This window comes from Sphingomonas sp. LY54 (assembly GCF_035594035.1).
Lineage (GTDB): Bacteria > Pseudomonadota > Alphaproteobacteria > Sphingomonadales > Sphingomonadaceae > Allosphingosinicella.
This window is the reverse complement of sequence record NZ_CP141588.1, coordinates 620,361-646,081: the sequence shown is the minus strand read 5'-3', so window position 1 is coordinate 646,081 and position 25,721 is coordinate 620,361. Positions and strand designations below refer to the sequence as shown.

The 25,721-nt window shown below is 67.0% G+C and carries 25 protein-coding genes and 1 pseudogene; 13 read left to right on the top strand and 13 right to left on the bottom strand.

Annotation, left to right across the window (positions count from 1 at the left end; translation table 11 throughout):
• Nucleotides 1-60: 60 nt before the first annotated feature.
• From SH591_RS03295 to SH591_RS03270, 6 genes and pseudogenes are all read left to right on the top strand, one after another.
• Nucleotides 61-654, top strand: a complete 594-nt coding sequence (locus tag SH591_RS03295) for a TetR/AcrR family transcriptional regulator (RefSeq protein ID WP_322830831.1) — start codon at nucleotides 61-63, stop codon at nucleotides 652-654.
• A complete protein-coding gene (locus SH591_RS03290) occupies nucleotides 651-2,150 on the top strand; it encodes an AMP-binding protein (protein WP_324750508.1) in 1,500 nt (499 codons plus the stop codon). The genes SH591_RS03295 and SH591_RS03290 overlap by 4 nt, the downstream gene beginning before the upstream one ends.
• A gap of 9 nt (nucleotides 2,151-2,159) precedes the next feature.
• Nucleotides 2,160-2,534, top strand: a pseudogene (locus SH591_RS03285) (tRNA-binding protein).
• A 46-nt stretch (nucleotides 2,535-2,580) separates the two neighbouring features.
• A complete protein-coding gene (locus SH591_RS03280) occupies nucleotides 2,581-3,381 on the top strand; it encodes an MlaE family ABC transporter permease (RefSeq protein WP_416222311.1) in 801 nt (266 codons plus the stop codon).
• Nucleotides 3,378-4,130 (top strand): ABC transporter ATP-binding protein, encoded by a 753-nt coding sequence (locus SH591_RS03275; RefSeq protein ID WP_324750507.1) that lies wholly within the window; start codon nucleotides 3,378-3,380, stop codon nucleotides 4,128-4,130. Before SH591_RS03280 ends, SH591_RS03275 begins: the two co-directional genes overlap by 4 nt.
• Nucleotides 4,131-4,167: 37 nt before the next feature.
• Complete coding sequence (locus tag SH591_RS03270; RefSeq protein ID WP_324750506.1) at nucleotides 4,168-5,061, top strand: metallophosphoesterase family protein; 894 nt, start codon at nucleotides 4,168-4,170, stop codon at nucleotides 5,059-5,061.
• Between the two features lies 1 nt (nucleotide 5,062).
• Here SH591_RS03270 and SH591_RS03265 read toward each other — a convergent pair whose 3' ends face one another.
• From SH591_RS03265 to SH591_RS03250, 4 genes are all read right to left on the bottom strand, one after another.
• Nucleotides 5,063-6,052, bottom strand: a complete 990-nt coding sequence (locus tag SH591_RS03265; protein ID WP_324750505.1) for a 2OG-Fe(II) oxygenase — start codon at nucleotides 6,050-6,052, stop codon at nucleotides 5,063-5,065.
• A gap of 79 nt (nucleotides 6,053-6,131) precedes the next feature.
• Nucleotides 6,132-9,323 (bottom strand): TonB-dependent receptor domain-containing protein, encoded by a 3,192-nt coding sequence (locus tag SH591_RS03260; RefSeq protein ID WP_324750504.1) that lies wholly within the window; start codon nucleotides 9,321-9,323, stop codon nucleotides 6,132-6,134.
• 192 nt (nucleotides 9,324-9,515) lie between these two features.
• Nucleotides 9,516-10,688 (bottom strand): acetyl-CoA C-acetyltransferase, encoded by a 1,173-nt coding sequence (locus SH591_RS03255; RefSeq protein ID WP_324750503.1) that lies wholly within the window; start codon nucleotides 10,686-10,688, stop codon nucleotides 9,516-9,518.
• Between the two features lie 34 nt (nucleotides 10,689-10,722).
• The gene (locus SH591_RS03250) at nucleotides 10,723-11,670 is read right to left on the bottom strand and encodes an alpha/beta fold hydrolase (protein WP_324750502.1); all 948 of its coding nucleotides are present in this window, start codon (nucleotides 11,668-11,670) and stop codon (nucleotides 10,723-10,725) included.
• A gap of 127 nt (nucleotides 11,671-11,797) precedes the next feature.
• Here SH591_RS03250 and phaR point away from each other — a divergent pair, with 127 nt between their 5' ends.
• The gene (gene phaR, locus SH591_RS03245; protein ID WP_324750501.1) at nucleotides 11,798-12,343 is read left to right on the top strand and encodes a polyhydroxyalkanoate synthesis repressor PhaR; all 546 of its coding nucleotides are present in this window, start codon (nucleotides 11,798-11,800) and stop codon (nucleotides 12,341-12,343) included.
• Nucleotides 12,344-12,492: 149 nt separating this feature from the next.
• On the opposite strand, the gene SH591_RS03240 is transcribed toward phaR, so the two are convergent.
• Nucleotides 12,493-13,353: a class I SAM-dependent methyltransferase gene (locus SH591_RS03240; RefSeq protein WP_324750500.1), complete on the bottom strand. Its 861-nt coding sequence runs from the start codon at nucleotides 13,351-13,353 to the stop codon at nucleotides 12,493-12,495.
• A 48-nt stretch (nucleotides 13,354-13,401) separates the two neighbouring features.
• Between SH591_RS03240 and SH591_RS03235 the strand changes: the two genes are divergently transcribed.
• The 3 genes from SH591_RS03235 (at nucleotide 13,402) to SH591_RS03225 (ending at nucleotide 14,525) form a co-directional block, all read left to right on the top strand.
• Nucleotides 13,402-13,593: a hypothetical protein gene (locus SH591_RS03235; protein WP_322830820.1), complete on the top strand. Its 192-nt coding sequence runs from the start codon at nucleotides 13,402-13,404 to the stop codon at nucleotides 13,591-13,593.
• 160 nt (nucleotides 13,594-13,753) lie between these two features.
• Nucleotides 13,754-14,092 (top strand): hypothetical protein, encoded by a 339-nt coding sequence (locus SH591_RS03230; RefSeq protein WP_324750499.1) that lies wholly within the window; start codon nucleotides 13,754-13,756, stop codon nucleotides 14,090-14,092.
• 1 nt (nucleotide 14,093) lies between these two features.
• Nucleotides 14,094-14,525 (top strand): hypothetical protein, encoded by a 432-nt coding sequence (locus SH591_RS03225; RefSeq protein WP_324750498.1) that lies wholly within the window; start codon nucleotides 14,094-14,096, stop codon nucleotides 14,523-14,525.
• Nucleotides 14,526-14,596: 71 nt separating this feature from the next.
• Here SH591_RS03225 and SH591_RS03220 read toward each other — a convergent pair whose 3' ends face one another.
• The 7 genes from SH591_RS03220 to SH591_RS03190 form a co-directional block, all read right to left on the bottom strand.
• Nucleotides 14,597-14,983 (bottom strand): hypothetical protein, encoded by a 387-nt coding sequence (locus SH591_RS03220; RefSeq protein WP_324750497.1) that lies wholly within the window; start codon nucleotides 14,981-14,983, stop codon nucleotides 14,597-14,599.
• A 74-nt stretch (nucleotides 14,984-15,057) separates the two neighbouring features.
• Nucleotides 15,058-16,569, bottom strand: a complete 1,512-nt coding sequence (locus SH591_RS03215; protein WP_324750496.1) for a TadA family conjugal transfer-associated ATPase — start codon at nucleotides 16,567-16,569, stop codon at nucleotides 15,058-15,060.
• Between the two features lie 211 nt (nucleotides 16,570-16,780).
• Complete coding sequence (locus tag SH591_RS03210; RefSeq protein ID WP_324750495.1) at nucleotides 16,781-17,047, bottom strand: ATP synthase F1 subunit epsilon; 267 nt, start codon at nucleotides 17,045-17,047, stop codon at nucleotides 16,781-16,783.
• Nucleotides 17,048-17,172: 125 nt separating this feature from the next.
• On the bottom strand, nucleotides 17,173-18,624 hold the full coding sequence (gene atpD / locus SH591_RS03205; RefSeq protein ID WP_324750494.1) for a F0F1 ATP synthase subunit beta: 1,452 nt from the start codon (nucleotides 18,622-18,624) through the stop codon (nucleotides 17,173-17,175).
• A 24-nt stretch (nucleotides 18,625-18,648) separates the two neighbouring features.
• Nucleotides 18,649-19,539, bottom strand: a complete 891-nt coding sequence (locus tag SH591_RS03200; protein ID WP_324750493.1) for a F0F1 ATP synthase subunit gamma — start codon at nucleotides 19,537-19,539, stop codon at nucleotides 18,649-18,651.
• Nucleotides 19,540-19,671: 132 nt separating this feature from the next.
• Complete coding sequence (gene atpA, locus SH591_RS03195; protein WP_324750492.1) at nucleotides 19,672-21,201, bottom strand: F0F1 ATP synthase subunit alpha; 1,530 nt, start codon at nucleotides 21,199-21,201, stop codon at nucleotides 19,672-19,674.
• A 2-nt stretch (nucleotides 21,202-21,203) separates the two neighbouring features.
• Entirely contained in the window at nucleotides 21,204-21,758 is a 555-nt protein-coding gene (locus SH591_RS03190) for a F0F1 ATP synthase subunit delta (RefSeq protein WP_324751319.1), read from the bottom strand.
• Nucleotides 21,759-21,988: 230 nt separating this feature from the next.
• Between SH591_RS03190 and SH591_RS03185 the strand changes: the two genes are divergently transcribed.
• The gene (locus SH591_RS03185) at nucleotides 21,989-22,453 is read left to right on the top strand and encodes a DUF1203 domain-containing protein (protein WP_324750491.1); all 465 of its coding nucleotides are present in this window, start codon (nucleotides 21,989-21,991) and stop codon (nucleotides 22,451-22,453) included.
• 68 nt (nucleotides 22,454-22,521) lie between these two features.
• Complete coding sequence (gene ada / locus SH591_RS03180) at nucleotides 22,522-23,589, top strand: bifunctional DNA-binding transcriptional regulator/O6-methylguanine-DNA methyltransferase Ada (RefSeq protein ID WP_324750490.1); 1,068 nt, start codon at nucleotides 22,522-22,524, stop codon at nucleotides 23,587-23,589.
• Here the strand turns inward: ada and SH591_RS03175 are convergent, their stop codons facing one another.
• A complete protein-coding gene (locus tag SH591_RS03175) occupies nucleotides 23,590-25,134 on the bottom strand; it encodes a tetratricopeptide repeat protein (RefSeq protein ID WP_324750489.1) in 1,545 nt (514 codons plus the stop codon). It lies immediately after the preceding gene.
• A gap of 128 nt (nucleotides 25,135-25,262) precedes the next feature.
• Here SH591_RS03175 and SH591_RS03170 point away from each other — a divergent pair, with 128 nt between their 5' ends.
• Nucleotides 25,263-25,721 (top strand): DUF2171 domain-containing protein, encoded by a 459-nt coding sequence (locus SH591_RS03170; RefSeq protein ID WP_324750488.1) that lies wholly within the window; start codon nucleotides 25,263-25,265, stop codon nucleotides 25,719-25,721.

The window sequence follows — 25,721 nt, the reverse complement described above, 5'->3', positions numbered from 1 at the left end:
AATGTTCAAGTTGGATGTGTGTCCATTGCATTGGCGAAGTGTTGCAGGCAGGCTTCACCCATGACGGACAAGACACCGCGCACCGAGCGCGGACGAAAGACGCTGCGGCGGGTGCTGGAGGCGGCGGGGGCGGAGTTCGGCGAGCGCGGCTATCACGAAGCCGCGATCACCGGCATCACCCAGCGGGCCGGCGTCGCGCTCGGCACTTTCTACACCTATTTCGAGAGCAAGGAGGAGGTGTTCCGCGCGCTCGTGCAGGACATGAGCCGGGCGGTGCGCCAGCATGTCGCCGAGGCGGTCACGGACGCGCCCGACCGGATTGCGGCGGAGCGGATCGGGCTTGCCGCGTTCATCGCCTTCGTGCGCCAGCATCGCGAGCTCTATCGCATCATCGAGGAAGCGCAGTTCGTCGCCGCCGACGTCTATCGCGAGCATTACCGGACATTCGTCGACGGCTATCGCCGCAATCTCGCCGCCGCCGCCGCCCGCGGCGAGATCGTCGATGGTGAGGACGAGCCCCGCGCCTGGGCGCTCATTGGGATGAGCGTGTTCCTCGGCATGCGCTACGGCGTGTGGGAGGAGGATCTGAGCCCCGCCGAAGTCGCCGACGTCGCGATCGACCTCGTCGCCCAGGGACTGCGGACCCGCCCGTGATCGGGAGCCTGCCCGACCTCATCGCCAGGCGGGCGCTGCTTGGGCCGGACCGTATTGCCCTGGAGCAAGGGGACCGCACGATCACCTATGCCGAACTCGATCGCCGCGCCGCCGCCGCCGCCGCGCTGATGGCGGAGCGGGGAGTGGGGGAGGGCGACCGGGTGGCGATCCTGTCGCGCAACAGGATCGCCTTCTTCGAGATATTGTTCGGCTGCGCCAAGCTTGGCGCGATCCTGGTCCCGCTCAACTGGCGCATGCCGCAACCCGAGCTCGACCAGCTGCTCGACGATTGCGAGCCCGTCCTGCTGTTTCGAGAGGGCGGTGCCGGCGACTTGCGCGATCGCCTGCCGACGATCGATCTCGACGCGGACTATGAAGACTGTCTCGCCCGCGCGCCGGCGATCACGGTGCGGCGCGCGTGGCCCGAAGACGCGACCTGGTACCTCCTCTACACGTCGGGGACGACCGGCCGGCCCAAGGGTGTGATCTACACGTTCCGCATGGCGCTCGCGAATGCGGTCAATATCGGCACCGCGATCGACCTTCGCTCCACCGACACGACGCTCTGCTTCCTGCCCCATTTCCACACCGCCGGGATCAACCTCCACAGCCTGCCGACCCTGTTCGCGGGCGGGCGGGTGATCGTGCTGGAGAGCTTCGAGCCGGAAGAGATCGTGCAATTGCTGGAGGCGCGGCGGCTCGACGCTCTGTTCGCCGTGCCGACCGTCTATCAGGCGCTGGTCGAGCATCCGCGCTTTGCCGGCGCGCCGCTTGACCATGTTCGCCACTGGGGATGCGGCGGGGCGCCGCTCCCCGACCGCCTGGTCGAGCGCTACAAGCCGATCGGCGTGCGCATCTGCAACGGCATGGGCATGACCGAGACCGGCCCCACCGCCTTCCTGCTCGATCCGGCCGATGCCTGGAGCCGGATCGGCTCGGTCGGCAAGCCGCAATTGCTGTGCGGCGTTCGCATCGTCGACGAAGAGGGGCGGGAGGTGGCAGACGGCGAGGTCGGCGATCTCTTGTTCGGCGGCCCCGCAGTGACTCCGGGCTATTGGCGCAACCCGGAGGCTAACGCGGCCGCCTTCACGTCGGACGGCTGGCTGCGCTCGGGTGATCTCGTGCGCCGCGATGGCGACGGCTTCCATTATGTCGTCGGCCGGCGGAAGGAGATGTTCATCTCCGGCGGCGCCAACATCTATCCGGCCGAGATCGAGAATGTGCTCGCCGCCCACCCGGAGGTCGCCGAGGCGGCGGTGGTCGCGGCGCCCGATCCTTATTGGGGGGAAATCGGCCAGGCTTTCGTGCTGCCCATCGACGGCGCGAGCCTGACGGCCGCCGACCTCGAGGCGCATTGCCGCGCCAGCCTCGCCGGCTACAAGGTGCCGCGGCGTTTCGAGATCGTCGCCGACTTCCCGCGCACCGCCGCGGGCAAGATCCAGAAGCACCGGCTTGCGCCTTTTGCGGAGGCTGGCGCCGTGTCTTCCGCCGGATAGAAGAGCGGGATGACGCACAAGCTCTCCGATCCCGCCGCCCCGGCCGCCGCGCCGATCGCCTTCGACCAGTTTCTCGCCGTCGACATACGCTGCGGCACGATCGTCGCGGTCAATCCCTTTCCCGAGGCACGCAAGCCGTCGTGGAAGCTCCGGATCGATTTCGGCCCCGGCATCGGCATCCGCAAGTCGAGCGCCCAGATCGTCGATCATTATCGAGCCGACGACCTGCTCGGCCGCTAGGTCGCCGCCGTCGTCAACTTCTTGCCCCGTCAGATCGGCCCGTTCATGTCCGAAGTGCTGACCGTCGGCTTCCCCGACGACACGGGCGCCGTCGTCCTGTTCAGCCCCGACCGCAAGGTCCCGAACGGCGCCCGGCTGTTTTGAGGCGATAGGAGTTGCTGATCACGGCCCGCGCCCGCTATCAGCGCGCATGGCTATGAGCAGCGGGGCAGAGGCACCGATACGGTTCTTCGCGGCGATCGGCGCTGCGGCCATTGCCGTGTTCGCCACGATCGGCCGCGTCACCCTGTTCGCGTGGCAGGCAATCGTCCGCGCCTTCATCCCGCCTTACTACCCGCTGCGCATGTTCGAGCAATTGCTCCACATCGGCTGGTATTCGCTGCCGGTGGTCGGGCTCACCGCGATCTTCACCGGCGCCGCTCTCGCCCAGCAAATCTATGTCGGCGGATCGCGGCTCAGCGCGCAGTCGGCGGTGCCGGCGATCGTCGTCATCGGGATCGTCCGCGAACTCGGGCCGGTGCTGGTCGGGCTGATGGTCGCCGGCCGCGTCTCCTCGGCGATGGCGGCCGAGATCGGCACGATGCGCGTCACCGAGCAGCTGGACGCGCTCGCCACCTTGCGCACCGATCCGTTCCGTTTCCTGATCGCCCCGCGGCTGTTCGCAGCGGTGATCGCGCTGCCGATCCTGGTGCTGATCGCCAACATCATCGGCGTGCTCGGCGGCTATCTGCTCGCGGTCTACAAGCTCGGCTTCAACGCGGTCTCCTATCTCGAAACCTCGCGCCGCGTGCTCGAGCCGGACGATCTGCAGATGTCGCTGGTGAAGGCCGCGGTGTTCGGCTTCTTCATCGCCCTGATGGGCTGCTATCACGGCTTCCGGTCGAGCGGGGGCGCCGCCGGCGTCGGCAAGGCCACGACCAACGCCGTAGTCTCCGCCTTCGTGCTGATCCTGCTCTCCAACCTGCTGATCACGATCGCGGCGTTCGGATGAGCGAGAAGATCGCCATCCGCGGCGTCGCCAAGAGCTTCAACGGCAACGTCGTGCTCGACGGCGCCGATCTCGACATCGAGACCGGCGAATCGATCGCGATCATCGGCCAGTCCGGCACGGGTAAGTCGGTTCTGATCAAGTGCGTGCTCGGCCTGCTCCAGCCCGATCGCGGCTCGATCCTGATCGACGGCGAGGAGATTGTCGGCGCCGGCTCGCGCACGGTCGAGCGGCTGCGCAGCAAGTTCGGCATGCTGTTCCAGGGCGGCGCATTGTTCGATTCGCTGCCGGTCTGGCGCAACGTTACGTTCGGCCTCACCCAGGGACGACTGATCAATCCGGCCCGGATGCGCGTCCTCGCCGAGGAGAATTTGGAGCGGGTCGGGCTCGGCCGCGACATTCTCGACCTGCGACCCTCGGAACTGTCCGGCGGCATGCAGAAGAGGGTCAGCCTTGCACGGGCGGTCGCGCCGCGCCCCGAAATCCTCCTGTTCGACGAGCCCACCACCGGCCTTGACCCGATCCGCGCCGACGTCATCAACGACCTCATCGTCAGCCTGGTCGAGGATCTCGGCATCACCGCGCTCACCATCACCCACGACATGGCGAGCGCGCGCAAGATCGCCCACCGCGTGGCCATGCTCTATGGCGGCCGCATCATCTGGCACGGCCCGCGCGATCGCCTGTACGCGACCGGCAACCCTTATGTGGACCAGTTCGTTCAGGGGCGAGCCGAGGGGCCGATACGTTAGCCTTCCGTCCCCGGCGCAGGCCGCGGGAGGAGAGGATTTGGCGACGATAGCCCATCTGTCGGATGTCCATTTCGGGCGCCACGACCCCGTCATCGTCCAGGCGGTCGAGGATTTCCTTGCCGAGAAGCGGCCCGAACTGGTCGTGATCAGCGGCGATTTCACCCAGCGCGCACGGGTGAAACAATATGAGATGGCCTGCGCCTTCGTCGACCGGATTGAGGCGAGCGGGCTGCCGGTGCTGGCCGTGCCGGGCAATCACGACGTTCCGCTCTACGACGTCGTGCGCCGCTTCGCCCGGCCGCTGCATCGCTACAAGCGCTTCATCGACGACGATCTTTGTCCTTGGTTCGAGACCGAACATCTCGCCGTGCTCGGGATCAACACCGCCCGCTCACTGACGATCAAGGACGGCAGCATCAGCCTCGAGCAGATGGCGATCATCCGCGAGCGCTTCCGCGACGTCCCCGAAGGGAAGACCCGCATCCTGGTCACGCACCATCCTTTGTTCGCGATGCCGATCGGCGACGAAGGCGAGCTCACCAAGGTCGTGAAGCGCCACACCGACGCGCTGACCGCCGTGGCCGAAGCCGGCGTCCACATCCTCCTCGCCGGCCATTTCCACCGCACCTATGCCAGCTCCGCCCGCGAAATGGTCGAGACCGCGGGGCCGGCTTTGGTCGTGCAGGCGGGGACGGCGACCTCGACCCGGCTCCGCGGCGAGGAGCTCCAGAGCTTCAACTGGATCGAGGCGGCGCCGCAGCGGATCGATCTCCAGGTCCTGCGCTGGGACGGCGCGGCGTTCCTCCCCGGTCGCCCGACCCTGTTCGAGTGCCGCGACGGGACGTGGATATTCGCCGGCCGCGAGGAAGGCGAGGGCGTGCCCGCGGAGGTGGTGGCGGAGCGGGCGGACGCGGCCGAGGCCGGCGAGTGAGCTATCGATCCAGAAGCGGCTGCGGCGGCGGATAGGTGAAGCGCTCCCGCCGTATCCAGCGGGTCGCGATCAGCTTGGTGCCTTGCGTGACGGGGAGGCCGGCGTGGAGGGACATGGGGTCCGCACGTCCTTCGGCGGTGATGTTCCGAAACAACAGGGCATCGCCGGCCTTGCCGCGGAACGAGAGCCCGGTTCGCGGGAAATGGGTCTCACCACCGACATAATCGTCGCTGAGATAGAGCAGCATCGTCAGCACGCGCTGGTTCTGCTCGGCCGGAAGCGCGTCCATATGGGGGCGATATTCCTGGCCACCTCGGTAGCGGAGCAATTGCAGCGGCTCGCCCTGGGCGATGGTGGTGCCGCTGGCGGCGGCTATGCGGCGGTTGATCGCGTTGACGACGAGATCCTCGGCATAGACGCCGAACGCCGTGCCGTCGGAGGTGCGGATCGGATGCGGGATCAGGCGGCGCGTTGCGGGGTCGACTACCACCGAGGGTTGGAGCGCCGCCTCGCCGACGTCGCGGATGTAGCGGCATTCGGCCGGCGTCAGCAGGCCAGCCAGCGTGGTAACGAACGGGGACTCGCTGAGCGGCTCGGCGCGCGGCAACGGTGACGGATACCCGGCGTGATCGACTGCCATTTTCTGGATGAGGGCGAGTTGCGCGCGAGCCTCCGGCACGCTGCGAGCAAGGGCTTCGATAATCGCCACCGCCGCGGCCCAATCATCAGCGCCGCCGGTACCGCTGGCGAGGAACTGGGCGTGAAGCAGCGCAGCGTCGTTGCTGCCCGCGCTTGCGGCCCGCCCCAGCAACGACCGCGCGGCGGCGAGATCGCGGCGAACGATATCGCCCGCGATCCGCCAATGTGCGAGTTCCATCATCGCGTCAGCATCGCCGCGGGTCGCAGCGTCAATAAGTAAGCTTGCGGCATCGGGCAGGCGGCGGGCTTCGACCAGCGCATGGACTTGCTGCAAGAGGTGGGAGGCGGGCATGGCTCTCGCTAGCCGGTCCTCGGCACAAAAAAAAGGCCGGGGCGTGAGCCCCGGCCAGAGTGTTAGGTTGATGCCAGTCTTAGAAGCGGGCCTTTACGCCCACATATCCGTAACGGCCCCGCACATCGTAGATGCCCGATCCCGCACCGACGCCAGTCAGCCCCAGGGGCGGCAGGCGATCGGCGACGTTATCGACGCCGACGTAGATGTTGAAGTCCGGAGTCACCTGCGCGTCGAGCCGGATGTCGTGATAAAACACGTCTGGGTAGAACCGACGGTCGGCATAGTCCGCGTTCTCGGGCGCGCGACCCTGCACCGAGAAGGTATCCTCCGCGTTGGGGCTGATGGTCATCTTGTCGATCCAGCGCATCTGGTACCCAAAAGTCACCGAGCCAACCTTGAGGTCCGCGTTAACGTTGACCTGGTTTTTCGGATCGCCAAGCTCGCTCAGGATACGGTTCGCACGGTTTGGATCGGCGGGGTTTAGGAACTCGTTGCGTTCCAGCGTGTGCGTCCAGATCGTCCTGAGACCGAGCGTGCCGAAGTCGAACGTATGACGATAGCCCATCTCGACGTCGATGCCACGCGCGGTCAGCTTGGCGTAGTTGAGCGAGTTCTGCAGCAACGAGCCCTGAAGGATCTGGAACGGCGCCTCTTCCTGCGGCCCGAGACCGCCTGAGCGGTTGCGCTCGAAGAGGTCGCAGAACTGATTGTTCAGGTCGACGGCGTCGTAGCAGGCGTTCATGATCTGCTGCGCCGACGGTGCGGTGATCACGTCGTTCACGGTGATGTCGAAATAATCGACCGACACCGACAGGCCGGGGATCCAGCGCGGGGTGAGGACGGCGCCGACGGTATAGTTGTCGGAAGTCTCCTCTTGCAGGTTCGGATTGCCGCCCGACACGATTTCGATCGACGAGGTGTAGACGAAATCATAGTTCGTCGGGATGCCATCGGCCCGGCAGTTGGCCTCGCGGGTCGACGATCCGGCGCCAATGTTGCGCAGCGAGCAGGGATCGTTGGGCGCGGGGGCGAAGTTCTGGCTCTGCTCGGAGAACAGGTCCACCAGGTTCGGCGCGCGCACTGCCCGGTTGTAGGAGCCGCGGAAGCGGATATCCTGCAACGGCCGCCACGTCACTTCGCCGCCATAGGCATAGGTCGTCCCCGTCGACCCCTTGTAGTCCGAGATACGGCCCGAGCCGGTTACTGTCAGCTCTTCAAAAAACGGCATATCTGCCAAGATGGGGATGCGGACTTCGCCATAGACTTCCTTCACCTCGAATGCCGGGGCGCGGAAGGTCGGGATGGCGTTGTAGAAAGCGTAGCCCGCCTGAGTCAGGTCATCCAGATCATATTCGACCCGCTCGCGGCGATACTCGGCGCCAACTGAGAAGCCCACCGGCCCGCCGGGAAGCTCGAGGAACTGGCTCGAATCGCCGGCCACGAACCCTGACACGACGAACTGCTTGATCTTGCCCGTCGCAACTGAATCGACAAGCACATAGTCGCGCGCCGCCTGGGTCACCGAGCCCTGACCGAACGGGTTGATCGGCACACAAGCCGCGATATCAGCGGCCAGGATTGCGGCGTCGTTGCCATAGTCGACGGTGCCCGCCGGGTTCAGCCTCGATCGGCAAACGATTTGCCCGGTTGCCGGATCGACCGTCGTATCGATACCCAGCAGGTAGCGCTGGATGTTGACGTTACCTTTGATCGTGGCGCGCTCGCGATGTTCGCCGTAGTTGAGCGACAGCTCGTAGTTCCAGTCGTCGTTGAAATTGCCCTTCAGGCCACCAACGATACGGTAGGTTTCACGCACGAACTCCTCGTCGCGGATACCGAAATCGACCCAGTTGCGGCGCACACCGAAGCGGAAGGTGCCGGCCGCGATCGCCGCGCGCTGAAGTGCCAGGTTCTGAGCTGCCGTTCGCAGGACCGTGCCGTCGGGGTTAAGCGTGTCTGTAAACGCGGCGCCGGTGTTCGGATTGACCGTGGTTGCCGACAGCTCCTGCGTCAGCAGCGCACGCGCCTGGGAGGAGAGGAACGGGTTGTCGAGACGGATGCGCTCGCGCCCGCCCGGATCACCGAGTGTCGTCCCTTGCGAAAAGAAGGGGCCGCTCTGCGAGCCAAACGCTTCCGAACGAACATATTTTGCCTCTACGAACGGAACGAGCGCCTCGGTGATCTCATAATGACCGATCACGTTGACCGCGTAGCGATCGAGTTGCGGCGAGAGCGTCAAAAGCTCACCCTCGCGGCTGGTCGTGCCGTTGCCCCCGATATAGTTGCCGTTCGGGCCGAGACCCACTCGCGTGCCGGTCTGCGGTATCAGCGTGCCGTCCGGCTGGAACAAATAGCCGCAGGTGAAGCGCGTCCCACCGCCGGCGCCGCAGGCGGGATTAGCCGCGCCCTGGAAAATGCCGACCTGACCACCGAGCGAAATCGTCGCCGAGCGGATATCGCGGAAGAAGGTGCGATCAGGCGTCCCGTCGGCGCCGTTCACTGAACCTGCAGGATCGGTATCGACGACGATAAAGTTGTTGTTCTGCCGTAGGCCGCGTCCGCCCGAGCCGAAGTAGCGATCCTGATGCGCGTATTCGAGATTGACCGCGATATTGCCGCGATCGTCCGCGCCGAAATTCATGCCACCCAGCACCGAGACATATTGATTGCCGGCGTCGCCGCGATCGCTGATGCCCGCTTGTCCGCGAATGCTGAGACCTTCGTAATTGTCCTTGAGGATAAAGTTGACGACGCCCGCGATCGCGTCCGACCCGTAGATCGACGAGCCGCCGCCGGTGATAACGTCGACGCGCTCGATCAGATCGGTGGGAAAGGTGTTCACGTCCGGCGACACGGCGTTGACCAGCACGTCGCCGCCGACATGACGGCGGCCGTTGACCAGCACCAGCGTCCGTTGCGTGCCGAGGCCGCGCAGATCGAGCAGGTTGAGGCCGCGCGTGCCGAGAAAACGGGTCGAGTTCTGCTGGCTGAAGGTGGACCGCAACTGCGGCAATTCGTTCAGCACGTCGCCAACGGAGATCTGGCCGGTCTCGAAGAATTCCTCACCGCCGAGCGAGGAGATCGGCGCATTCGATTCGAGGTTGGGACGGCGAATGCGCGAACCCGTAACGGTGATCGTCTGGCCGGACGCATCCTGGCCCGACTCGATCTCGGCTTCGCTCTGGAGCGCAGCTGCCGGATCCTGATCCTGGGCGGTATCCTGGGCCATAGCCGGCGCCGCCACCGCGATCGTTGCACCGATAAACACGGCCGAACGCAATGCGCTCGAACCGAGCAAACCTAACTTTCTCATAATTATCCCTCTCAAGGCCGAATGTAGGTCATCCGGCATAGAGTGGGTCTGATCGTACGAAAGCAACGGGCCGACAAGGGGAATAGACTGACAATTCACGGAATATTCAGAAGATGTAGCACTTCTGCAACATGTGCCGATATGGGTCTACCGCTCCACGCACATGGCGATGCCCATGCCGCCGCCGATGCACAAAGTGGCGAGCCCCTTCTTCGCGTCGCGGCGCTGCATTTCGTAGAGCAACGTGGTGAGCACCCGCGCGCCCGACGCGCCGATCGGGTGGCCGATCGCGATCGCGCCGCCGTTGACGTTGACCTTGTCCGCGTCCCAGCCGAGTTCCTTGCCGACCGCGAGCGCCTGCGCGGCGAACGCCTCGTTGGCCTCGATGAGGTCGAGGTCGGCGATGGTCCAGCCCGCTTTCTCGAGCGCGCGGCGGCTCGCCGGGACCGGGCCGATGCCCATGATCGACGGGTCGACGCCGGCCGAGGCGAAGCTCCTGATCGTGGCGAGGATCGGCGCGCCGCGGCGCTCGGCTTCCTCGCGGCTCATCAGCACGAGAGCAGCGGCGCCGTCGTTGAGGCCGGAGGCGTTGCCGGCCGTGACGGTGCCCTCCTTCTTGAAGGCGGCGCGCAGCCCGGCGAGGCTCGCCACTTCGACGCCCTCGCGGATGAACTCGTCCTGGTCGATGATCGTCTCGCCCTTGCGGGTCTTGACCGTCACCGGCGCGATTTCGTCGGCGAAGCGGCCATCCCGGCGGGCGCGCTCGGCCTTGTTCTGGGACGCGGTGGCGAATTCGTCCTGCTCGCCGCGCGTGACCTGATACTGCTCGGCCAAATTCTCGGCGGTGATGCCCATGTGATAGCCGTTGAAGACGTCGGTGAGCCCGTCCTTGATCATCGTGTCGACGAGATCGAGATTGCCCATCTTGGTCCCGCCGCGCAGGTTCTGGGCATGGGCAGACAGGCTCATGCTCTCCTGGCCGCCCGCGACGACGATGCTGGCGTCGCCGGCGATGATCGACTGGGCGGCCACCGCGACCGCGCGCAGGCCGGAGCCGCAGACCTGGTTGAGGCCCCACGCCGGGATCTCCTTGGGGAGGCCGGCTGCCATCGAGGCCTGGCGCGCCGGGTTCTGGCCCTGGGCGGCGGTCAGCACCTGGCCAAGGATGACTTCGGACACGTCTTCGGCGGCCACGCCGGCCTGCGCCAGCGCCGCCTCGATCGCGACGCGGCCCAGTTCATGCGCGGGCGTCGTGGCGAAGGAGCCGAGGAAGGCGCCGACGGGGGTGCGCTTGGCGGCGGTGATGACGACTTCGGTCATGGTGCGACTCCTGCGGAAAAATGTTGCAGTGCAACTAGCACTCGCAGGCGCCACGCGAAAGCCAGGCGGCGAGCGGCTCCCACAGGGCCGCGCGCGCGCGGCCGCCGACGACCATGCCGACATGGCCGAGCGCCAGCTCGACCCGCTCGCCGCCGCGGGCCGCGGTCGCGGCAGGGACGATGCGATCGGTGGTCGAGACGATGTTGAGCAGCCTCGCCGGCGGTTGGGCGGGCGTGCCGCCGATCGTCCAGCCGGTGGCGGGCCGGTCGCCGCCGATGAAATCCTCGAACAATTCGCGCGCCGCGGCGGCGGGAAGGGGAGGCCCGTCATTCGCCCAGTCCTCGAGCCGGACGAAGGTGCGGGCCTCGGCAGAGTCCGGCGCCATCGCGGCGAAGGCCTCGAACTTGGCGATCGTCCGCGCCGGATCGAGGCTCCAGAACGCGCTCTGCAGCACTTCCATCGGCAGCACGCCCAAGGCGCGAGCGGTGGGCTCGGCGTGCTGCCACAGCCGGGCCAGGGCGTCGCGGTCCTGGGCAGGAAATCCGTCGAAATGCCACGGGGCGGCGATCGCGGCGATGCCGCGCACGTCGGCCGCGGCCGCAGCGGCCATCGCCATCGTGCCGCCGAGGCAATAGCCGACCAGGGTCGGGCGCTCGTCGAGCGCGGGGATGAACGGCAGCAGGATCTGCTCGATATGGTCGGTGACTGATAGGTCGGCGCGCGCCGCGACGTCGCAGCCCCAGTCGAGCAGGAACGGATGATGCCCTTTCGTCGCCAGCCAGCGCAGCAGCGAGCGTTCGGCATCGAGGTCGAGGATGTTGGGCGGATTGATCAGGGAGGGCACGAACAGGACCGGCGCGCCCGATCCGCCATAGTCGCGCAGGCTCGCGCCGAGCCGGGTGGCGATCGCGGGCGCCGTTACGGGGGGCGGCTCGCGCTCGGCTTCCTGGTAGCGGCGAAGCCCCTCCAGGGCCCGCGCCATGCGCTGCGGATTTGCTGCAGTCTCGCTGCGCAGCATTTCGAGGAAAAGCGGGAGCGGGCGGGGTCTGTGTTGCGGTGCGGAAAGCTTTGGTGCTAGTGCGGAATCGCCTTGATCAAGGGGATGCAGCATGGCGGCCTCGACGTCCGGTGATGGCACGGTCATCATCAAGAAATACGCCAATCGGCGGCTCTATAATACCGAAAGCTCATCCTACATCACGCTCGACCATCTCGCCGAGATGGTGCGGCAGAAGCGCGAATTCAAAGTGATCGACGCCAAGTCCGGCGATGACATCACCCACAGCGTGCTGACCCAGATCATCATGGAAGAGGAAGCCGGCGGGCAGCAGATGCTGCCGGTCAATTTCCTGCGCCAGCTGATCGCGATGTACGGCGATTCGATGCAATCGATGGTTCCCCCCTATCTCGAGGCGTCGCTCGAGGCCTTCCAGCGCAACCAGTCCCAGTTCCGCGACGCGATGGCCGGCGCCTTCACCGCCGGTCCGTTCGCCGAGCTCGCCAAGCGCAACATGGAAATGTTCTCGGCGGCGGGCGGCAACAAGGCCTCCGACGCCCCGCGACCGGCCCCGGGCGGCGACACCAAGGCCGAACTGGCCGAGCTCAAGGACCAGCTGCGCGCGCTCCAGGAGAAGCTCGACAAGCTGGGCGGCTGACGTCGTCCCGGCGCAGGCCGGGACTAGGCGTCATCCCGGCGTAGGCCGGGATCTCAGGAAACCTCTTACGATCTGGTCCCGAGATGCCGGCCTCCGCCGGCATGACGGTGTTTCTGGTCCCGAGGCCCGGCCTGCGCCGGGGCGACGGATCAGGGTTTCACGAACTTCAGCGTCATGCGGTCGCTCTCGCCGATCGCGAGATATTTCTCGCGGTCCTGCTCCTTCAGCGTGAGGGTCGGCGGCAGGGTCCACACGCCCTTGGGCCAGTCGGCGCTGTCCTTGGGGTTGGCGTTGACCTCGGAAGCGCCGGCGAAACGGAAGCCGGCGGCTTCGGCGAGTGCGCGGATCGTCGAGACCTTGATGTAGCCGCTGGTCCGCTCTCGCTCCGCGTCGCCGCTTTCGGGCAGGCGATGGTCGACCACGCCGAGGACACCGCCCGGCTTCAGCATGGCGAAGGCCTGGCGGAAGGCCTCGGGCGCATAATCCTGCTTGTCGTCGCGGCGGTAGCCCATCCGCCAATTGTGGACGTTGCGGAAGGTGAGGACGACGTCGGCGCTGCCGTCGGGCACGCGCGTCGCCGCGGCGTCGAAGGCCGGGAAGGCGGCGGCGCGAACCGCGCCGTAGACCGACGGGTTGGCCGCCTTGAGCTTGGCGATGCCGTTCAGGCCCCACTCCGGCGCGGCGGCCCAGAGCGTGCCGCCGCCGGCGGCGAGATAGGGGGCGAGTATCTCGGTGTACCAGCCGCCGCCCGGCCAGATTTCGACCACGGTATCCGACGGCTTCACGCCGAAGAAGGCGAGGGTCTCGGCCGGATGGCGGTAGCGGTCGCGAACCGTGTTGGCAGGGGTGCGGGTAGGAGCGGCGATGGCAGCGGCGAGCGCCGCCTGCTGCTCGGCGCGCGGCGCGGCGGCGCTGGCGCTCCCGTCCGCGGCGGCGCAGCCTGCGGTGGCGAGCGCTGCGCCCGCGGCGAGCGCGGCGAGGATCGGTTTGCGGAACGAGGACTGGCGCATGCGGCTTCTCTCCCTTAGATCGTCGCCGCGATTGATGGGGCAGGGACGATGACGACGCAAGCTTTGCTGTGGACGGGCTCCGGGGCGGCGATGGCGTTGGCCGTGACGGCCACCTTCGCCGAGCGCCGCCGCGCCGCCCGTCGCAACCTCGACCGCCCCGGCTGGGTGCCCTGGGCGCCGATCCAGATCCTCGCGGGGATCGCCGCCGTCGCCGCTGCCGCGCTGGCGCTGAAGGGGTAGAGGCGCGGGGGTCCGACCGCTTTCGCATCTTCCTCCGAAATGGCGCGATCTCGTCCGCTTCATTGAGGCGGCGCCGCAATAGGCGTATCTGCAACCGTCGTTTTTCTGGTCCACCGCTGATGGCAATGCCGGGCGCATGCGCTTCCGGCGGGGCGGGTGAATGGAGAGAGAGATGGAGCGGCTCGACGCGGGACTGGGCGACTTCGACCAAGAAGAGGAACGGGTCATGGGCGAGCAGGACAATGCCGACAGGGCGATGATGGAATCGCGGGCATCGAGCGTTGGCGTGGCGGATTTCAGCGAGGCGCTGTCGAGCGGGGTGCTGCGCGCGCTCGATGCGCAGCTCGCGCGGCCGATCAGCGGCAAGACCTTCAAGCCGTGGATCTGGGCCGGGATCTGGATCGGCCCCGACGGGCCGTTCGGCGGGGGCGGGGGCCCGTTCGGGGGAGGCGGGCCGCTCGGCCAGGGCGGGACGTTCGGCCGCGACGCGGAGGGCTGAGGTGGACGCGCCGCGCGCCGGGCTGCTGTGCCCGAGCGCGTCGGCCGCCGCCGAAGGCAGCGCGGTGATCGGCGTCGTGCTCGGCGACGCCGAGGCGCCCCGGGTCGCCTATCTGGAGGCGGCGATCCCGGTCACGCCGGAGATCCTCGCGCGCACCGCGCCGGTGGCGCCGAACCAGGTGCTGCGCACCGCCGCGCCCTGCGCCGAATGCGCGTGCTCCCATTATGACGGGAAAGCGTGCAGCCTGGTGCAGCGCATCGTCGCGCGGATGGAGCCGGCGGTGGGGCGGCCGCCGCCCTGCGCGATCCGTCCGCGCTGCCGCTGGTGGGCCGAACAGGGCAAGGCCGCCTGCCTGCGCTGCCCGGAGGTGGTGACGCAGAGCCAGCCGCGATCGGAGGCGTTCCGCGAGGCCGCGACGCCGCCGGCGCGCTGAAGCGGACGATCATTTGCTTCGGATGGGCGTTCAGGGCCGCGCGCCGCGTCTCGCGACGACGCGCTCCGGTGTCAGTCCGGCGCCTGGTCGCCTTCGAACAGCCAAGCTTCGGCTTCCGCCGCATCAACGAAGAAGCGGGCGGTGCGGGTGCCGATGGCGCGGGTAAGCTGATTGCGCGCGAGCGTCGAGCTGGTGATGAAGGCGAGGCGGCGTGAGCGGTGCTCGGGCGCGCTCAGCATCGCGCGAAAGGCGGTGACCGCCTCCTGCGGCTGGATCTTGAGTCCGCGCACGTCGACCAGGGTGAGATGCGCGTTGGGCGCGCAGCGCAGACCGGCATGGGCCTTGTCGCGCGCCGCGACGAAGGCGGACACGTCGGCGGGCACGAAGAAACCGGACAGGGTGATGCGGACGAGGTCGCGCTCGGGCTCGACCTGGATGGCGAAATTGGAGGCCGTCATGTTGGTACGCTTACTCGACTGAAAGGGAAGTGATGGGGGTCGGTCCACACACGGCGGCCCCCAGGGGAAACGTCTTACAAGCAGGCTTCCAGATAGGGCTGGTCGAACCCGTATTGCTTGGCTTTTTCGAGCGTGTAGGGGCGCAGACCCATCGAGCGATATTCGCCGATGATCTTGCCGTCGGCCGCCTCGTCCAGATATTCGAACTTGAACAATTCCTGGGTGACGATGACGTCGCCTTCCATGCCGATCACCTCGGTGATGTTGGTCGTGCGGCGGGTGCCGTCGCGCAGGCGCTTCACCTGAACGATCAGGTCGACCGAGTCCGCAATCTGGCGGGAAATGGCTTCCTTCGGCACCTTGATGTCCGACATCATCACCATGTTCTCCATACGGGCCAGGCATTCGCGCGGGCTGTTGGAGTGGAGCGTACACATCGAGCCGTCATGGCCGGTGTTCATGGCGGCGAGCATGTCGAAACACTCGGCGCCGCGGATCTCGCCGAGGATGATGCGGTCGGGACGCATACGCAGCGCGTTGACGACGAGGTCGCGGATGGTGATCGCACCCTGGCCTTCGAGGTTGGGCGGACGCGTTTCGAGCGGCAGCCAGTGCGGCTGCTGCAGGCGAAGCTCGGCCGCGTCCTCAATCGTGATCACGCGCTCGCCCGGGTCGATAAGCTTGGACAAAGCGTTGAGCATCGTCGTCTTGCCCGAGCCCGTGCCGCCCGAAATGATGATGTTGAAGCGGCTGGCGCCGGCGATCTTCAACGCGGTCGCCATCTTGTCCGACATCGAGCCGAAGCCCTTCATCATGTCGAGCGTGATCGGCTTTTCCGAGAATTTACGGATCGAGATGGCGGTGCCCTTGAGGCTCAAGGGCGGGACGATGACGTTGACGCGGCTGCCGTCCTGGAGACGGGCGTCGGCGAGCGGTGTGGTCTGGTCGACGCGGCGGCCGACCTTGTTCACGATCCGCTGCGCGATCTGGAAGAGATGCTCCTCGTCGCGGAACTGGATGCTCGCGATCTGGAGCTTGCCCTTCTTTTCGATGAAGGTCTGATTGGGGCCGTTGACCATGATGTCGCTGACATCGGGGTCGCTGAGCAATTCCTCGAGCGGGCCGAGGCCGAGCAGCTCGTCGACCAGCACCTTCTCGAGCGCGAACTGCTCGCGGCGATTGAGGTTGATCTTCAGCTCGGCGAGCACTTCGCCGATGATCGGGCGGAATTCTTCGGCAAGCTCGTCCTTCGACAGGGTCGCCGCCGCCTCGGGATCGACGCGCTCGAGCAGGCGCGGAAGCACTTGCTCCTTGATGCGGTGGATCGAGGCTTCGAAGCCCTCATTCTTCGACGAGGCCGCTTCGCCGGACTGCGCCATGCGGTCGTGCAGGCGCGACATCGCGTCGCCGGGCGCAGGCTCCAGCGGAGCATCGTCGCCGATCGGAAGCGCGTCGAGCGGCGGGAACTGGTCGCCGCCGTCGGTCGCCGGAGCCGCTCCGCCCGGGCCCTTCATCGGCCGCGCCACGCCGAAAGAGGGGCGTTGCCCCGGACCCGTCATTCCCGGCCGTCGTCCAAAAGCACTCATTGCGTGCGAACCCTCACCCGTAGCTGCGCTGCCGCAGGAGATGCGGCCAAAGTGGTGAATAAAGGGGAAACTTTGACAATTGCCTAACCGGCACCTTCGCGACCTGCAGTTCGGGAACGACTGGCCGGGCGCGAACGGCGCGGGCAAAGAAAAAGCCCCTCCGCAGGGAGGGGCTTCAGGTCTTCCGGCTGTCAGGCAAAAGGGAGAAGCGTCAGGCCGGAATATCCGCTCTTTCGGCGAGAATGGTGAGGCCGCGGTCGTTCACTTCCGCAAAGCCGCCCTCGATCGCGATGCGCTCGGGCTCGCCGCCGCTGACGCGGTAAATGGCGAGCTCGCCGTTGCGGATCGTCGCCATGAAAGGGGCGTGGCCGGCGAGCACGCCGAAATCGCCTTCCGAGCCGGGCACGACCACCATGTGGACATCCTCGGAGCGGACCAGGCGTTCGGGGGTGACGAGTTCGAAGTGGAGATCGGCCATTTTCTTGTCTCACTCCCCTCCCGCTTGCGGGAGGGGCAGGGGGTGGGCTGTCCAAGAAGCGGAAGCTCGCTTGCGCTCGCCCCACCCCTCGATCCCCTCCCGCGAGCGGGAGGGGAGGGTTCGTGTTACGCCGCTTCGGCTGCCAGGCGCTGGGCCTTTTCGACCGCTTCCTCGATGCCGCCGACCATGTAGAAGGCCGCTTCGGGGAGGTGGTCATATTCGCCGTCGACGACCGCCTTGAACGAGCGGACCGTGTCTTCGATCTGCACGAACTTGCCGGGGATGCCGGTGAAGACTTCGGCGACGTGGAACGGCTGGCTGAGGAAGCGCTGGATCTTGCGCGCGCGGCTGACGACCAGCTTATCCTCTTCCGAAAGCTCGTCCATGCCGAGAATGGCGATGATGTCCTGCAGCGACTTGTACTTCTGCAGGATTTCCTGGACGCGGCGGGCGGTGTCGTAATGCTCCTGGCCGACGGTGCGGGCGGTGAGCACGCGCGAGGTCGAGTCGAGCGGATCGACCGCCGGGTAGATGCCAAGCTCCGAAATGGCGCGCGACAGAACGGTGGTCGCGTCCAAGTGGGCGAAGGACGTGGCCGGCGCCGGATCGGTAAGATCGTCGGCGGGCACGTAGATCGCCTGCACCGAGGTGATCGAGCCCTTGTTGGTCGAGGTGATGCGCTCCTGCAGCGCGCCCATGTCGGTCGACAGGGTCGGCTGGTAGCCCACCGCCGAAGGAATACGTCCGAGCAAAGCCGACACTTCCGAACCCGCCTGGGTGAAGCGGAAGATGTTGTCGACGAAGAAGAGCACGTCCTGGCCTTCCTGGTCGCGGAAATATTCGGCGATCGTCAGGCCCGAGAGGGCGACGCGGGCGCGGGCGCCCGGCGGCTCGTTCATCTGGCCGAACACCAGAGCGACCTTCGAGCCTTCCGGGGTCGGGTTGCCGTCGGCGTCCTTGGCGATGACGCCCGCATCAAGGAACTCGTGATAGAGGTCGTTGCCCTCGCGGGTGCGCTCGCCGACGCCGGCGAACACCGAGGTGCCGCCGTGGCCCTTGGCGATGTTGTTGATCAGCTCCTGGATGAGCACGGTCTTGCCGACGCCGGCGCCGCCGAACAGGCCGATCTTGCCGCCCTTGGCGTAGGGGGCGAGAAGGTCGATGACCTTGATGCCGGTGACGAGGATGCTGGTCTCGGTCGACTGATCGACGAACAAGGGTGCGTCGGCGTGGATCGGGGCGGTCTCGGCGGCGCCGATCGGGCCGCGCTCGTCGATCGGGTCGCCGACCACGTTCATGATGCGGCCGAGCGTCTTCGGGCCGACCGGCACGCGGATCTGCGAGCCGGTGTTGCTGACCGGCTGGCCGCGGGTGAGGCCGTCGGTCGAGTCCATCGCGATCGTGCGGACGGTGTTCTCGCCGAGGTGCTGGGCAACCTCGAGAACGAGCTTGTTGCCGTTATTGTCGGTTTCGAGCGCCGCCAGAATCTCCGGCAGTTCGCCTTCGAAGCTGACGTCGACGACGGCGCCGATGACCTGGCTGACGCGGCCGGTGTTTGCGGTGGGGGCGGTTGCCATGATTTGCTTCCTTGCCTTCTATTCTTAGAGCGCTTCGGCGCCGGAGATGATTTCGACGAGTTCGGTAGTGATCGCAGCCTGGCGGGTGCGGTTATACTGGATCGACAAGCGGTTGATCATGTCGCCGGCGTTGCGCGTGGCGTTGTCCATCGCGGTCATGCGGCTGCCCTGCTCGGACGCGGCATTTTCCAGCAAAGCGCGGAAGATCTGGACGCCGACGTTGCGCGGCAGCAGCGCGGCGAGGATTTCCTCCTCCTCCGGCTCATATTCGACCGCGGCGCTGACGCCGCCGGTCGGTGCGGCGGCCGCACCGGCCTCGGGCATCGGCACCGGGATGATCTGCTGCGCCACCGGATCCTGGACCAACGCCGACTGGAAGCGGGCGTAGAACAGGTGGGCGACGTCGAAGCTGCCATTCTCGTAGCGCTCGATCAGCTCGGACGCGATTGCCTGGGCGTCGGCGAACGACACCTGCTTGATCGCGCTGGTGTCGTACTGATGGACGATCTGCTTGGGGAAGAGGCGAGCGATCACCGCGCGGCCCTTGCGGCCGACGAGGTAGAAATGGACCGTCTTGCCCTCGCGGATCAGTTCGTCGGCCTTCTTGCGGGCGGCGCGGACGATGTTCGAGTTGAACGCGCCGGCGAGACCGCGGTCAGACGTGCAGACGACCAGCAAATGCGTCTGGTCCGACCCCGTGCCGGCGAGCAGCTTCGGGCTCTGCGGGCCGACGGTGACCCGCCCTGCCAGGCTCGCCATCACCGCCTCCAGCCGCTCGGCATAGGGACGTCCGGCTTCGGCCGCCGACTGGGCGCGGCGCAGCTTGGCCGCCGCGACCATCTTCATCGCCTTGGTGATCTTCTGGGTCGATTTGACCGAGGCGATCCGCCCTTTGAGTGCCTTGAGAGAGGCCATTGGTTCCTACTTCACTTCCTGTTCGTCATGCCGGGCTTGATCCGGCACCCATGAACGCCCTGCCGCGAAATCCTCCACCGTCCGTGTTCCTGGGCCCCGGATCAAGTCCGGGGTGACGGTGGAGGGATTGGCTTATGCGAACGTCTTCACGAAATCGCCGAGGATCGACTTGAGCTGGGCAGCCGTGTCGTCGTCGAGCGTCTTGGTGTCGCGGATCTTGGCGAGGACGCCCGAATGATCGGCGCGGACGTGGGCCAGCAGCGAGCTTTCGAACCGCACGACCTGGTTGGTCGGGATGGTGTCGATGAAGCCGTTCACGCCTGCGAAGATCGAGACGACCTGCTCTTCCATCGGCATCGGGCTGTACTGCGGCTGCTTCAGCAGCTCGGTGAGGCGCGCGCCGCGGTTCAGCAGCTTCTGGGTCGAAGCGTCGAGATCCGAGCCGAACTGCGCGAAGGCCGCCATTTCGCGATACTGGGCGAGCTCGAGCTTGATCGAGCCCGACACCTTCTTCATCGCCTTGGTCTGCGCGGCCGAGCCGACGCGGCTAACCGAGAGACCGACGTTAATCGCCGGGCGGATGCCCTGGTAGAAGAGTTCGGTCTCGAGGAAGATCTGGCCGTCGGTGATCGAGATCACGTTGGTCGGAATGTAGGCCGACACGTCGCCGGCCTGCGTCTCGATGATCGGCAGCGCCGTCAGCGAGCCGTTGCCGTTGGCGTCGTTCATCTTGGCGGCGCGCTCGAGCAGGCGCGAGTGGAGATAGAAAACGTCGCCCGGATAGGCTTCGCGGCCCGGCGGACGGCGCAGTAGCAGCGACATCTGGCGGTAGGCGACGGCCTGCTTGGAGAGATCGTCATAGACGATGACGGCGTGCATGCCGTTGTCGCGGAAATACTCGCCCATCGTCACGCCGGCATAAGGCGCGATATATTGGAGCGGAGCCGGCTCCGACGCGGTCGCGGCGACGACGATCGAATATTCCATCGCGCCATTCTCTTCGAGCGCGCGGACGATCTGGGCGACGGTCGAGCGCTTCTGGCCGATGGCGACGTAGATGCAGTAAAGCTTCTGGTTCTCGTCGTCGCCCTGGTTGGCGAGCTTCTGGTTGATGAAGGTGTCGAGCGCGACGGCGGTCTTGCCGGTCTGGCGGTCGCCGATGATCAGCTCGCGCTGGCCGCGGCCGACGGGGACCAGCGCGTCGAGCGCCTTGAGGCCGGTCTGGACGGGCTCGTGCACCGACTTGCGCGGGATGATGCCGGGCGCCTTGGTCTCGACGCGCTTGCGCTCGGTATATTCGATCGGGCCCTTGCCATCGATCGGGTTGCCGAGGCCGTCGACGACGCGGCCGAGCAGGCCCTTGCCGACGGGAACGTCGACGATCGTGCCGGTGCGCTTGACGGTATCGCCTTCCTTGATCTGGCTGTCCGAGCCGAAGATCACGGCGCCGACGTTATCGGCCTCGAGGTTGAGGGCCATGCCCTTGATGCCGTTGGCGAATTCGATCATCTCGCCGGCCTGGACGTTGTCGAGGCCATGGATGCGGGCGATGCCGTCGCCGACCGACAGCACGGTGCCGACTTCGCTAACCTGCGCTTCGGTGCCGAAGCTGGCGATCTGGTCCTTGATGACCTTGGAGATTTCTGCGGCGCGGATATCCATGTTCAGCCTTTCATCGCCTGCGCGAGGGTGTTCAGTTTGGTGCGGATGGAGCCGTCGATCATCTGCGAGCCGACCTTGACGACGAGCCCGCCCAAGATGGCGGGGTCGACGCTGAGATCAACCGCGACGTCGCGGCCGAGACGGGATTTCAAGTTCGCCTTCAGCGCGGCGACCTGATCGTCGCCGAGCGGGTGGGCGGAGGTGACTTCGGCCGTGGTCTCGCCGCGATGGGCGGCGGCCAGCTGGTTGAAGGCGCGGATGATATTGCCGAGCTGCGCGAGCCGGCGATTCCGGGCGAGGACGCCGAGGAAGTTGCCGGTCAGCGGATCGAGCTTCATCGACTGCGCGACGGCGGCCGCGGTGCGGACGCCCTCGTCGCGCGTCACCACCGGGCTGGTGGTCAACGCCTTGAACTCGGGCGAGTCGGCCAGCGCCTGGCGGAGCGCGGCAAGGCTGCCGCCCACCGTCTCGAGCTGCTTCTCGTCGCGGGCCAATTCGAACAGCGCGGTCGCATAACGACCCGCCAGACTTGCCTGAATGCCGCCGGAATTCTCCACGCGCACCTAAACTCCCAGATCGGATTTCATCCCATGCAAAAAGGGGGCTGCATGGGACGAGTCCCGAGCCCCCCTAGATGGGTCGCGCGGGCCGTAGCAGGGGACCTTTCGGGATGCAAGAACCCGCCGCCGCTCGGGCGACACTTTGACCGCAAGCGGCGGGACGCGCCGCGCGGCGCCGGGAGGCAAAAGGGAGTGGAGTGATGATTCCACTTTGAAGGGAAATGCGCATGTACCGCATCGAAGGCCTAAGTCCGGACGCGTTCGAACCGCTGGTCGGACTGCCCGACGCGCGACTGGCCGAACGCGGCGTGATGCGCGTCACCGCCGACGCCAAGCCCGGCTTCCCATGCCGCGTGACGCTGGAGGATGCCGAGCCCGGCGAGAGCCTGCTGCTGCTGAACCATGTGTCGCACGACGTGGCGACCCCGTATCGCACCGCCTACGCCATCTACGTGCGCGAGCGTGCGGGCGCGCCCGCCTCGTTCGAAGACTCGCTGCCGCCCGTATTCGCCGGCCGGCCGCTGAGCCTGCGCGGCTTCGATCCCTCCGGCATGCTGCGCAGGGCCGTGCTGGCGCTGCCGGGCGAGGCCGAGGCGCGGATAAAGGCGCTGCTCGGGCGGCCCGAGATCGCCACCATCCATGTCCACAATGCCGCTTATGGCTGCTTCGTGGCACGCGTCGAAAGGAATTGACCATGTGGACCGATCGATCCGCCGCCGCCGGGGATGTGCTGGAGCGCGAAAGTCTGGATAATCGCTCTATGACTCGCGACTCACAGCCGATCGACGCGGACGCCGCCTGGCGGGCGGTGACGACGCGCGACCGCAGCATGGACGGGCGATTCGTCACCGGCGTGCTGACCACCGGCATCTATTGCCGGCCGTCTTGCGCCGCGCGCCATCCCAAGCGCGAGAATGTCCGCTTCTTCGCCACCGGCGCGGAGGCGGCCCAGGCCGGGCTGCGACCCTGTCTGCGCTGCAAGCCCGACGAAATGTCGCGCGAAGCGGCGGCGCTCGACAAGGCCTTCGCTCTGCTCGACGGGGCGGAAGCGCCGCCCTCGCTCGAGGTGCTGGCCGCCGCCGCCGGCTATTCGCCCCACCACTTCCACCGCCTGTTCAAGCGCGCCACCGGTGTCACGCCGGCCGAATATGCGCGCGGAAGGAGAGCCCGAAGCATGACACGCAGCCTGCAGACCGAAGCCCGCGTGACCGACGCCATCTACGATGCCGGCTATTCCGGCCCTGGCCGCTTCTATGCGGACGCCAAGGCGCGGCTGGGCATGACCCCTTCGGCCTGGCGCGACGGCGGCCGCGGCGAGACGATCCGCTGGGCCACCGCCGACACCTATCTCGGCACGATGCTGGTCGCGGCGACGGCCAGGGGAATTTGCCGGCTCTCGTTCGACGAGGATGAAGGCGAGCTCCGCCGCCGCTTCCCCAATGCGACGATCGAGCAAGGCGGGGAGGCGATGGCCGACCTCCTGCAGCGCACGGTGGCGGCGGTGAACGCGCCCGAAAAGCCGCATGATTTGCCGCTCGACGTGCAGGGCACCGCCTTCCAGGAGGCGGTGTGGCGCGAGCTTTCCCGCATCCCGCCGGGCGAGAGCCTCAGCTACACCGCGCTCGCCACAAAGGCGGGCAAGCCGGGCGCGGCCCGGGCGGCGGGATCGGCCTGCGGCGCCAACAATGTCGCGATCCTGATCCCGTGCCACCGCGCCCGCCGCGGCGACGGCACCCCCGGCGGCTTCGCCTACGGCCTCGAGCGCAAGGCGAGCCTGCTCGAGCGCGAAGGCTGGCACGACGAGCGCCAGCCGGCGCTGGATTTGTAATCAGGACTCCTTGTCGTCGGCCTTGTTATCGTCTTCGGCCTCGGTCGCGGCTTTGTTCCAGGCGGCGAGCGCGGCGGCACTGTCGGATTTATCGAGGATCTCGATAATGTTGGCCGCAACCTGGCCGGCGCGGCCGGCATGGGGATCGTAGGCGATCGGGGCCAGGGTCTTGCGGGTCTCGGCGACCCGTCCGTCCTGCAGATGCTGGCGGGCAACCACCATACGCAGGCTGCGGTCCTGCGGCGCCAAGGCATGGGCCTGCAGCAGTCCGGCGACGGCATTGGCGGTCGGCCGCGCTCCAGCGGCGGCGAAGCTGTGATAGAATAGCATCAGCGGCTCCGGGTCGTCGGCGTCGATCTTATTGGCGGCGAGGAACCAGCGGCGCACGTCCTTCCACGCGGCTTCGTCGCTACTGTCGCCGGCGAGCGCCATCCGTGCCCGCCCCTTGTAGATCAGTGCGTCGATCGCCTTCGGGTCGACCGCCAACGCGCGGTCCGCCGCCGCCTCGGCCTCCCGGAAATTGCCCGCGTCATATTCGGCCTCGGCCAAGGTGGCCTGGGCAGCGGGGTCATTTGCGTACCCGGCCGCAAGGCGGCGGATTTCGGGCACTAGTTCCAGCGCCTGCTCGCGTGTGACGCCGCGTCGCGATCGAATCTTGAGGTCCATCAGCGCGTCCTCGCCTGCGCTGAGCTCGCGGATCGTGACGGCGCCCGGATTAAGCGCGCTGGCAGCGACCTTCATGAATGACATCTTGCGGCGGCGCAGGTAGCGATCGATGTCGCGACCGAGGGTGTCGAGATCGCCAAAGGCAAGCGTCGCGGCGTCCAGGGGCGAGCGCCCCGCGTTGAGCTCCTTCAGAAACGTGTTGAGCTGGCCTTTGCGCGTCGGCTCGAAGATCAGATAATGGGTGAGGAGCCATCCCCTCGAGTAGATCGCCGAGCGCTGATCCGTAGTGAGCTTGCCCGTACCGTGGGCCAGCATTTCCTTCAGCGGAAACGATGTCTTGTCCGCCAGTTCGTAGGCGCGGTGGACGGGCGGCAGGCCGATGCCGAGCGACCCGTCTTTTTCGAAGCGCGTCGTCGAATGGACCTCCGCAAATCCCTCCGAGAACCAGATCGGGTAGGCGGCCGCATAATTCTCGAACAGGAAATGGTGCGCATATTCGTGAAGCAGCACAATTTCTGGGTCTAGGTCGTAGCGGCTGCCGGCGCCCAGCCGCCGGGGGATGATCGCGATGGAGTTGGACGCGCGGGGCATGTAGAAGCCCGCCACGAAGCGGTCGCCGCCGGCGAGCCGTCGCACGCGATTGACGTCCGAGACGACATAGACGGTAAGGCGATTGGCCGGCCCAGGGTCATGATCGGCAAGCCCGCGCAGCTTGCGCATCGCCGAATCGTAACGCTCGAGGCGGGTGGCGAAGTCGCGCAGCGAATCGGCGCCTTCCTCCGAATAAATCACGAAATGCTTGGAGCTGGCTTCCTTCCAGGTCGCATGTGCCGTCCCTGGCAACATCGCGAGCGCAAGCAATAGGAATGGTCGCAGCATCGAATTTCCCCCCTCGATTCAATGAGGAGGCTATCGTGCGTGGGCGGGGCTCGCAACCGCCGAGCGTCCGCGCGCGGAACCATCGATTGGGCGGGTCATTGCGCTTCCGACAGGGAAAGGAGGCGCGAATGGCGCATATCAGCGACATCCGGAACGGGATGCAGGTCGTTGGCTCGGACGGAGGGATGATCGGCGAGGTCGACGCGGTCGAAACGAGCCGGCTGCGGGTGCGCGATACGGCGGGTGGCGCCGCCCATTATGTGCCGGCCGAGTGGATCGCGCGTGTCGACGAGCATGTCCATCTCGAGTTGGCGGCGGGCCTGGCGCGCGAGCGCTGGACGACGGCGGGGCCGGCGATCGGCGCACGAGCCGCGGACGAATCCGCGTTTGACCGCCCAGCGCGCGGCAGCAAATGGCTGTGGATCGCGGGCGCGATCCTGCTCGCGATCCTGCTCTATGTCGGGCTGCGCGGCTTCGGCTACAGCGCGGCGGACCCGGACTATACCGACGATGCCAAGGGCACGCTCAGCGACGACCGGCGCGAGGCCACCGGCGTCGCCGAGGCGGACGCCAACAGCAGCCAGTAA